Source organism: Bradyrhizobium sp. 31Argb (assembly GCF_043638955.1).
In the GTDB taxonomy this organism is placed as follows: Bacteria; Pseudomonadota; Alphaproteobacteria; order Rhizobiales; family Xanthobacteraceae; genus Bradyrhizobium.
In genome coordinates, this window is sequence record NZ_JBEGDB010000314.1 from 1 (window position 1) to 8,936 (window position 8,936).

10 protein-coding genes are annotated in these 8,936 nt (G+C 64.3%); 4 read left to right on the top strand and 6 right to left on the bottom strand.

The genetic code is table 11. The features are described 5' to 3' along the window. Positions 1 to 69 precede the first annotated feature (69 nt). The 6 genes from pip to pqqA all read right to left on the bottom strand — a co-directional run bounded on the left by pip (position 70) and on the right by pqqA (position 4,503). On the bottom strand, positions 70 to 1,056 hold the full coding sequence (gene pip, locus AAFX91_RS35610) for a prolyl aminopeptidase (protein ID WP_130583839.1): 987 nt from the start codon (positions 1,054 to 1,056) through the stop codon (positions 70 to 72). Next, complete coding sequence (gene pqqE, locus AAFX91_RS35615) at positions 1,046 to 2,251, bottom strand: pyrroloquinoline quinone biosynthesis protein PqqE (protein WP_130583838.1); 1,206 nt, start codon at positions 2,249 to 2,251, stop codon at positions 1,046 to 1,048. The genes pip and pqqE overlap by 11 nt, the downstream gene beginning before the upstream one ends. After that, positions 2,248 to 2,556, bottom strand: coding sequence for a pyrroloquinoline quinone biosynthesis peptide chaperone PqqD (gene pqqD / locus AAFX91_RS35620; RefSeq protein ID WP_130583837.1), 309 nt, complete (start codon positions 2,554 to 2,556; stop codon positions 2,248 to 2,250). The genes pqqE and pqqD overlap by 4 nt, the downstream gene beginning before the upstream one ends. 11 nt (positions 2,557 to 2,567) lie before the next feature. Beyond that, positions 2,568 to 3,323 (bottom strand): pyrroloquinoline-quinone synthase PqqC, encoded by a 756-nt coding sequence (gene pqqC / locus AAFX91_RS35625; protein WP_130583836.1) that lies wholly within the window; start codon positions 3,321 to 3,323, stop codon positions 2,568 to 2,570. 35 nt (positions 3,324 to 3,358) lie between these two features. Then, a complete protein-coding gene (gene pqqB, locus AAFX91_RS35630) occupies positions 3,359 to 4,288 on the bottom strand; it encodes a pyrroloquinoline quinone biosynthesis protein PqqB (protein ID WP_394569653.1) in 930 nt (309 codons plus the stop codon). A 134-nt stretch (positions 4,289 to 4,422) separates the two neighbouring features. Further along, positions 4,423 to 4,503: a pyrroloquinoline quinone precursor peptide PqqA gene (gene pqqA / locus AAFX91_RS35635; protein ID WP_130583840.1), complete on the bottom strand. Its 81-nt coding sequence runs from the start codon at positions 4,501 to 4,503 to the stop codon at positions 4,423 to 4,425. 257 nt (positions 4,504 to 4,760) lie between these two features. Here pqqA and AAFX91_RS35640 point away from each other — a divergent pair, with 257 nt between their 5' ends. The 4 genes from AAFX91_RS35640 to AAFX91_RS35655 all read left to right on the top strand — a co-directional run bounded on the left by AAFX91_RS35640 (position 4,761) and on the right by AAFX91_RS35655 (position 8,813). After that, a complete protein-coding gene (locus AAFX91_RS35640) occupies positions 4,761 to 5,021 on the top strand; it encodes a DUF6894 family protein (RefSeq protein ID WP_028166081.1) in 261 nt (86 codons plus the stop codon). A 177-nt stretch (positions 5,022 to 5,198) separates the two neighbouring features. Continuing rightward, on the top strand, positions 5,199 to 6,473 hold the full coding sequence (locus AAFX91_RS35645; protein ID WP_394569654.1) for a PQQ-dependent sugar dehydrogenase: 1,275 nt from the start codon (positions 5,199 to 5,201) through the stop codon (positions 6,471 to 6,473). A gap of 118 nt (positions 6,474 to 6,591) precedes the next feature. Then, the gene (locus tag AAFX91_RS35650; protein WP_394569655.1) at positions 6,592 to 7,161 is read left to right on the top strand and encodes a c-type cytochrome; all 570 of its coding nucleotides are present in this window, start codon (positions 6,592 to 6,594) and stop codon (positions 7,159 to 7,161) included. A gap of 260 nt (positions 7,162 to 7,421) precedes the next feature. Continuing rightward, positions 7,422 to 8,813 (top strand): amidase family protein, encoded by a 1,392-nt coding sequence (locus AAFX91_RS35655; protein WP_394569656.1) that lies wholly within the window; start codon positions 7,422 to 7,424, stop codon positions 8,811 to 8,813. Positions 8,814 to 8,936 lie beyond the last annotated feature (123 nt).

The window sequence follows — 8,936 nt, forward strand, 5'->3', positions numbered from 1 at the left end:
GGCTTCCTCCTAAAAGAAAGCCTTGAATCACGTTCAATCTGATTTGAGAATCCCAAGAGTCCACACGGCCTAGCCCGGCTTGCGTGAGGCGAGATCCGCGATTGCCCTCATCACGGCGTCGCGGACACCAGGGTCGTACAGGATGTGTCCGGCGCCTTCGACGATCCGGACTTCGCCCTTGGGCCAGCGTGCGGCCAGCGCAAACGAGGTGGTCGGCGGACACAGCAAATCGTAGCGGCCCTGCACCAGGATTCCGGGAATGTCTGCAAGCTTGCCGGCGTCGTTCATCAACTGGTCGGGCGCCATGAAGCAGTCATTGGCGAAGTAATGCGCCTCCATGAACGGCGTCGCGGGCACGGCGCGCGAAGAGTTCAGCGAGGCGAGATCGAGCCGTATCCGGCTGGGCGCGTGGACGGAGAGAATGTGCTCGGTGTCATGCCAGGCGCGCGCGGCCGGGCCGTGTACCGCCGCCTCGGCATCGAGGATGCGCCGCCAATAGGCCTCGAGCGGCTGCTCGCGCTCCTCCATCGGCAGAATGCTCAGGAAGTCCGCCGACAGCGCCGGGTAGAAGCGCGGCAGCGTGTCGAGAAAGGCGCCTTCCAATTCCCTGCGCGTGCCGAGGAAGGTCGCGCGCAGCGCGAGGGCGGTGACGCGATCGGGATGCGCCTGCGCATAGGCCAGCGCGAGCGTCGCGCCCCAGGAGCCGCCGACCACCAGCCAGCGCTCGAAACCGAATTTCTGCCGGATCGCTTCCATGTCCGCGATCAGGAGCGGCAGCGTGTTGGCCTCGCGCTTTCCCTTCGGCCGGCTGCGTCCGGCGCCGCGCTGGTCGAACAGCACGGCATGAAAACGCTCGGGATCGAACAGGCGGCGGTGATCCGGCTGGCAGCCGCTGCCAGGGCCGCCATGCAGATAGACGGCGGGCACGCCGCCCTCGCGGCCGACACTCTCGACATAGATCTCGTGATCGTCGCCGACATCAAGGAATTCGGACGTCAGTGGCGCGAAAGGATCCGTGCGGCGCGATGATTTGCCCGCCTCGGCGTCAGGCGCCATGGTCGCCTTCCGTCTCCAGCGTGCCGCCGGCGAAATTGCGATAGAGGAAGCGGTTGTTGTTGGCGGCCGCCTCGGTCTCCGCGAGCTTGAAGATCTTCTCGTGCATCGGCGACAGCGTGCAGGCCGGATCGGTATTCCCCGCATCGCCGGTCAGCGCAAAGGCCTGGCAGCGGCAGCCGCCGTAATCGACCTCGCGGAATTCGCAGGATTTGCACGGCTCGGGCATCCATCCTGTGCCGCGATAGCGGTTGAAGGCGTCCGAGTTCTGCCAGATCCAGGCGATCGAATGGTTCGAGCGCACGGATTCGAACTGAAGTCCGGTGATGCTTTCGGCGGCATGGCACGGCAGCACCTTGCCGGCCGGCGAGATGTTGAAGAATTGCCGGCCCCAGCCGCCCATGCACTTCTTCGGCCGCAGCGCGTAATAGTCCGGCACCACGTAGTCGATCGCGAGCACGCCCTTCAAGCGCGCCTGCGCCTCCTCGACGATGCGGCTGGTCTCCTCGATCTGCGCGATCGTCGGCATCAAGGCCGCACGGTTCTTCAGCGCCCAGCCGTAATACTGCACATTGGCGACCTCGAGCCGGTCGGCGTCGAGATCGACCGCCATCTGGATGATGTCGGAAAGCTGGTGCAGGTTCTGCCGGTGCATCACCGCATTGACGGTGAGCGGCAGGTCGAGCTCGCGCGTCCATCTGGCGGCCTGGATCTTCTTCTCGTGCGAATTCTTCAGGCCCGCGACGCGGTCGGCCACGACAGGCTCGTTGCCCTGGAAGCTGATCTGCACGTGGCAAAGGCCGGCATCGGCGAGCGCCGCCAGTTTTTCCTTCGTCAGCAGCACGGCAGACGTGATCAGGTTGGTGTAGAGCCCGACGTCATCAGCATGCTGCACCAGCTCGACGAGATCTTTCCGCGCGGTCGGCTCGCCGCCGGAGAAATGGATCTGCAGCACGCCGAGCTCGACGAGCTCGGTCATCACCTTCTTCCATTCCTCGGTGGTGAGCTCACTGCCGGAGCGGTCGAGCTCGACCGGGTTGGAGCAATAGGGGCATTGCAGCGGGCAGCGGTGCGTCAGCTCCGCGAGCACCGCCAGCGGAATGCCGTAGCTCGTCGCAGTCGAGCGGCGCTGCTCCAGCACCGCCAGCCCGTCATCCGGCGCGGCCGTCGTCTTGCCCTCGGCGAGAATGTCGCTCATGGCGTCTTCTCCCGTGCCTCGTTGAGAAAACCCTTATCCGCCAGGTCCTGCAGCATCGCTATCACGTCGGTCGAGATCGCCTCGCGCGGTGCGGCGTATTTCGCGGCGAGCTGATCGACCATCTCGGCGACGCTGCGCTCGCCGTCGCAGAGCTGCAGCACTTCGACCGCGATCTCATCCGGCGCCAGCACGCGTTCCGGCGCCAGGATCACCCAGACCTGCCGTGTCTCGTCGAACTTCAGCTTGGCATGCCGCGGCAATTTCGGCCGGCTTGCCTCGCTGACGCTGATGTTGCGGCCCGCCATCGAAAAATCCTCTAGCTCGCCGTCGGCACGAAGGCGCCGGGCGGGATGTGGCCGTCGACATAGGCATGATAGAGCGCGTCGAGCTGCACCCACAGCACGTTGGTCTTGAAGATCAGCGCATTGCAGACCGCCTCGCGCTCCGCCTGCGTCGTGGCGTGCTTCTTGACGTAGTCGAGCGCAAATCCGGCATCGCGCGGCGCCTGCTGCAGGCGGCGCTTGAAATAGCTCATGATATCAGGATTGACGAAGTCATAATGCTGCAGCATGCCGGAGATGCGCTCCTCGTGCAGGTTCGGCGCGAACAATTCCGTCAGCGAGGAGGCGATCGCCTCCAGCGGCGTCCGGTCGCGGCAGAAATGCACATAGGCTTCCACCGCAAAGCGCGTCGCCGGCAGGATGCCTTCGGTCGATTCGACATAGGCGCTGTCGAGGCCAAGGCCTTCGGTCAGCTTCAGCCAGCGCTCGATCCCGCCTTCGCTGCCGACATCGCCGTCATGGTCCTCGATGCGGTGGCGCCACTCGATGCGGGTCAGGCGGTCGCGGAAGCGCGAGATCACGACCGCGTCCTTGATCGGGATCGTGCTCTGGTAATAGTAGCGGTTCAGCGCCCAGGCCTGCACCTGGCCCTTGTTCAATTTGCCGCCATGCAAGAGCTTATGGAACGGATGCAGGTTGTGATAGCGCGTCGCGCCGATATGGCGCAGCACGGCTTCCAGCTCCTCGGCGCTATCAAGCGACACGCCCTTGCCGATCGAATAGGCGGTCATCCCTTTGGGCGAAGTTTCTTGGGGTAAAAGTGCGTTCAAAGCTCGATCTCCGTTCCGTCGGCAGGGATTTGCCAGCCGGCCCGCTCGGCGGCCTTCCGCTCGGGAGAGTCCTTCAACAGCGCCGGGTTGGAGTTGTTGATATGCAGGAACAGTTTTCGGCCGATAGCAAGCTCCGCGAGGCTCTCGATCGCGCCGTGGCCGCCTGACATCGAAATATGTCCCATCGCCTGACCGGTCTTGTTGCCGAGTCCCGCCGCGATCAACTCGTCGTCGCGCCACACCGTGCCATCGAAGAACACCAGCGGCGCTCCTGCAAGCCGGGATTTCAGATCATCGGTCACGCGCGCGCAGGCGGCGAGGAAATAGAGATATTTGCCGCTGGCCTTTTCCGCAATGCGCAAGCCCAGCGTATCGCCCATGCCGTCCTTGCCGGCCGGATGCGCTTTGCCCTCGAGATACCACGCGCCCTTGCCGGGAACCTCGAACGGCAGCACTTCGATGCCGGAGGGTGAGCCGTCGGGCAAGGTCGGCTCGAACGCGTGGTCCACGGCGATCGGCTGGCGCTTGACATTCTTCTCGCTCAGCACGTCGAAGACGCTATTGGACTTCAGGATCGCCAGCACCCGCTGGTGCGCGTAGATCGTAAACGGCGAACCCTCGCGCATCGACAATAGTCCCGCGATCGCGTCGATCTCGCCGTTGGTGAGGATGACGCCCGCGATCGGACTATGGCGAAGCTCGCCGCGCTTTGGGTGCAATTGCGGCGTCGCGGTCACCTGCTGACGCAGGTCGGGCGAGGCGTTGACCAGGAACCAGTGCGCGCCGTCAGCGCTGACCGCGATCGAAGCCTGGGTGCTCTGCAGGTCCGGCGCTTCGCCTCTTGCCTTGGTGCAAACCGGGCAGCCGCAGTTCCACTGCGGAACACCACCACCGGCCGCCGCGCCCAGGACGACGACGCAAAGCATGATCCGTCTCCTGGCGAAAATCTGATAGGCAGGGACACAATAACACAGACGCGGGCGTCAACGCGCATCCCCTTGGGGAAGGTTCGGACGCCCGCAAGTCCAGCATACGTGAGAGATTTGGCTGTCGCGTCCGCTTACTTGCGGGTCGCGCACATATACATGTTGATTTCCATGCCGACGGCGACTTCGGCGATCTTCGGTGCTTTCCAGGCCATTGAGCTCTCCTAAATTGAAACCGGGACGTATTCCGCCCTGCCAATAAAGTAATGCGGGCGAAAAAGTTCGCCAGTTAAATTTTGACGTGTTGCGCTGCATAAGTCATGCTGCGCCGCAACTTAGGGAATTCACGCAGTTGTGCGAGAGCCGCAAGTCAAATCATACGTTTCGCTGTTGTTCGCATTGCGATCAATAGCAATTCTGGGTTTGACAGAGGCTTCCATCGCAAGGGTCTCAACCGGAGTGTCTGCCGCCGATGCCGCGCTATTTCTTCAACACCCGTATCGGCGATGAGCTGATCTCCGACCCCGAGGGCGAAATCCTGCGGGATCCCGATCGCGCTTGGGAGATGGCGCGCGCCATGATTCGGGAACTGCTGCGGACGGAAGGTGCCGACGCCACGCTGTTGAATGCCGTCATCGAAGTGACCGACGACGAGGGCGATATCGTGCTCGAATTTCCGTTCTCCGAGGCGATCATCGGTCCGCCGGATACGGGCTCGGTCACGAAACATTGAAGGTCCGCGCGGTCGTTCTGCGCTGGATCGCTTCCCCGCCTCGATTCCGACCATGTTCCGGATTGCGCATCCGTGGGCGAATGTCGGAAACTGCCGTTCACGAAGCCACGCCGGCGTGTGCAGGGCGCTGCACATGCGAGGACCAACAGGCTTTCGCATCTGGGGAGAACCACAACGATGAACAACCCGACCACGCCGCGCGGCCTTGTCCTGGCCGGCGCCTTTTTCGGCGCATTCACGCTTGCCGCCCATGCCCAGCAGCCCGCCAATCCGCCTGCCGCCGGCGCGGCACCCGCGGCGGCGCAGCCGCTGCCGCCGGGCTCGCCCTTGATCGGGCGTCCAGAGAACGAGGCGGCCGCCAAGCTTGCCCCGGTCGCGCCGCCGCCGCTGGCGGCCGCGCCCGACAAATTGCCGCTCGCCAAGCTCAAGGTGCCGGCCGGCTTCAACGTCGAGGTCTACGCCGCCGGCATGGCGAATGCGCGCTCGCTGGCGCAGAGCGACAAGGGCACGGTGTTCGTCGGCAGCCGCCTGGTCGACAAGGTCTATGCCATCGTCAACAAGGACGGCAAACGCCAGGTGAAGGTGATCGCCTCCGGCCTCTATCGTCCGAACGGCGTCGCCTTCAAGGACGGCACGCTCTACATCGCGGAGCTCTCCAAGGTCTCCAAGATCGAGAAGATCGACGATGTCATCGACAGTCCGCCGAAGCCGACGATGATCTACGACAATCTGCCGAAGGACGAGGCCCATGGCTGGAAGTTCATCGCCATCGGCCCGGACAACAAGCTCTATGTCCCGGTCGGCCAGCCCGGCAACAACGTGCTGCATGACGATGCGCATGGCCAGATCCGGCGTATCAATCTCGATGGCTCGGGCGCGGAAGTGTTTGCGGTCGGCGTGCGCAACACGGTCGGCTTCGACTGGAATCCCGAGACCAGGCACCTCTACTTCACCGACAATGGCCGCGACTGGCTGTCCGAGACGGTGCCGGAGGACGAGCTCAACCGCGTGACCAAGGCCGGCGAGGATTTCGGCGCGCCGTTCTGCTACCAGGGCAACATCATCGACCAGGAGCTCGGCTGGGGTAAATCCTGCAGCGACTACACCCCGCCGGTCGGCCTGATGGGCCCGCACACCGCGGCGCTCGGCATGCGCTTCTATACCGGCAACATGTTCCCGAAAGCCTACAAGAACGCGATCTTCGTCGCGCGTCATGGCTCCTGGAACAAGTCGAAGAAGGAGGGCGGCGATGTCGTCGTGGTCAAGCTCGACAAGGACGGCAAGGTGAAGTCGGTCGAGCCGTTCCTCACCGGCTTCCTCGCGGACAACAAATATGTCGGCCGTCCCGTCGATGTGATGCAACTGAAAGACGGCTCGCTGCTCGTCTCCGACGACTGGAACGGCGCCGTCTACCGCATCACCTACGGCAAGCAGAAGGTCGCGGGGCAGTAGGTCGTACTCTCTCTCCGTCATTGCGAGCGAAGCGACGCAATCCATGCCTCCGCAAGTGGCGAAATGGATTGCTTCGTCCGCTTCGCTCCTCGCAATGACGGAGCGCCAGGAAAGATCGATGTATAAGAAGCTAATCACCGCGCTCGCCTGTGCATCCATCACCTTCGCCGCCAGCGCCGGGACCATCCAGGAGCGCGCCGCGCCCTGTCTTGCCTGCCATGGCGAGCGCGGCATGTCCGAGACCGAGAACACCCCTTCGCTCGGCGCCCAGCAAGCGGCTTACGTGTTGATCCAGCTCTTCATGTTCCGCGAGAAGCTGCGCGCGTTCGACACCATGAACGAGATGGCGAAGGATCTGTCCGACGACGACCTCCGCACCTTTTCCGATTTTATCGCCACCTTGCCCAAGCCGGCACCGCCCGCCGAGGCCGGCGATTCCGCCCGCGTGGCGCACGGCCAGGCATTGGCGCATCAATATCTCTGCAACAACTGCCACAGGCCGGATTTCTCCGGCAACGACAACGTCCCGCGCATCGCCAACCAGCGCGAGGACTATCTGAACAAGACGCTCAGCGAGTACAAGGACAACACCCGCCACGGCTATGACGGCACCATGGCCGACGTGATGCAGCCGGTGACGAAAGAGCAGATCGCCGACCTTGCCTATTACATCGCCCGCTACCGCTAAAGTGCGCGGCGATCGTCATTCCGGGGCGCGCGGAGCGCGAGCCCGGAATCCATTCGTCCACTTGCGCGGGTGGACAAATGGATTCCGGGCTCGATGCTATCGCATCGCCCCGGAATGACGGCGTCACCGTTTTCGCGGAGGTCATCCCGACCTTCTCCCCATGCGCGAGGAGAAGGGGCAGATGCCATCTTTGTCCATTCCTTGCGCTGGCCACGTCAGCCCTGTGACGCTAAAACACGCCCGTCGCAACGGAGTTGGCAATGGAAGAACTTTGGCGTCTGTCGGCCGCGGATCTGGCCGGCCTGATCAAATCGAAGAAGGTTTCGGCGAGGGAGGCGGCGACTGCCGCCCTGGCGCGGCTGGACGCGGTCAATCCCAAGCTCAATGCCGTGGTCGACCACAGGCCTGCGGAGGTGCTGGCGCAGGCGGACGCCATCGATGCCGCGATCGCCCGCGGCGAGGACGCCGGCGCGCTCGGCGGCGTCCCTGTCACAATCAAGGTCAATGTCGACCAGGAAGGGTTTGCCACCACCAACGGCTTGAAGCTGCAGCGCGACGTGATCGCGAAGGCCAACAATCCCGTGGTCGAGAATTTGCGGAAAGCGGGCGCCGTCCTGCTCGGCCGCACCAATTGCCCCGCCTTCTCCTATCGCTGGTTCACCACCAACCTGATTCATGGCGACACCAAAAACCCCCGCGATAGCGGCATCACGCCGGGCGGCTCCTCCGGCGGCGCGGGGTCTGCGGTCGCGGCCGGCATCGGGCATATCGCGCATGGCACCGATATCGCGGGCTCGATCCGCTATCCGGCCTATGCCTGCGGCGTGCATGGCCTGCGGCCGACCATGGGCCGCATCCCCGCCTTCAACGCGGCGCTGCCGGAGCGGCCGATCGGCCCGCAGATCAGCGCGGTCTCCGGGCCGCTGGCGCGCACCGTCAACGACCTGCGCATCGCGCTCGCGGCGATGTCGGCGCGGGACGTCCGCGACCCCTGGTGGATGCCGGTGCTATTGGAGGGACCGTCGGTGCCGAAGCGCGTCGCGATGTGCCTCGATCCTGACGGCCTGAACCCGGTCGCCGAGGTGAAGGCGGCGGTGGCCGATGCCGGCAAGCGGCTGGAGCGCGCCGGCTGGACCGTCGAGGAGATCACGACAACGCCGCCGCTGCGCGAAGCCGCCGACCTCCAGACCAAGCTCTGGCTCGGCGACGGCTATGAGGCGCAACTGGAAGCCGCCGAGCGCGAGGGCGATCCCGGCGCGCTCGCCTGCCTGCGCGGCAGCCGCGCCAAAGTGCATACTTTCGATCTTTCGAAAGCGCTGACGCGCCGGGCGACGTTGACGCGCGAATGGCTGGCGTTCTTCGAACAATACGCGGTGTTGCTGATGCCGGTCTCCGGCGAATTGCCGTTCCCGGATCAACTCGATTGCAAGGACGATGCCTCCTTTGCGCGGGTCTGGCACGCGCAGTTGCCGCAGATCGCCATTCCTTTCATGGGCCTGCCTGGGCTGGTTGTGAGCACAGGCCTGGTCGGCCGGATTCCCGTCGGCGTGCAACTGGTCTCGGGCCGCTACCGCGAAGATCTCTGCCTTGCCGCGGGCGAGGCGGTCGAAGCCGGCGGCACCCCGTCCGCGGTCGTCGATCCCGCAGGCTGATCGAACCATGATGATTGCAGCGCGCAAAGCTCCCTCTCCCCGTTCTTACGGTAGGGGAATCGCATATGGCCTTAGGGGGTATTGCATAGCGGAGCGAATTGGATTCTTCGGGTGTCTCCCGAT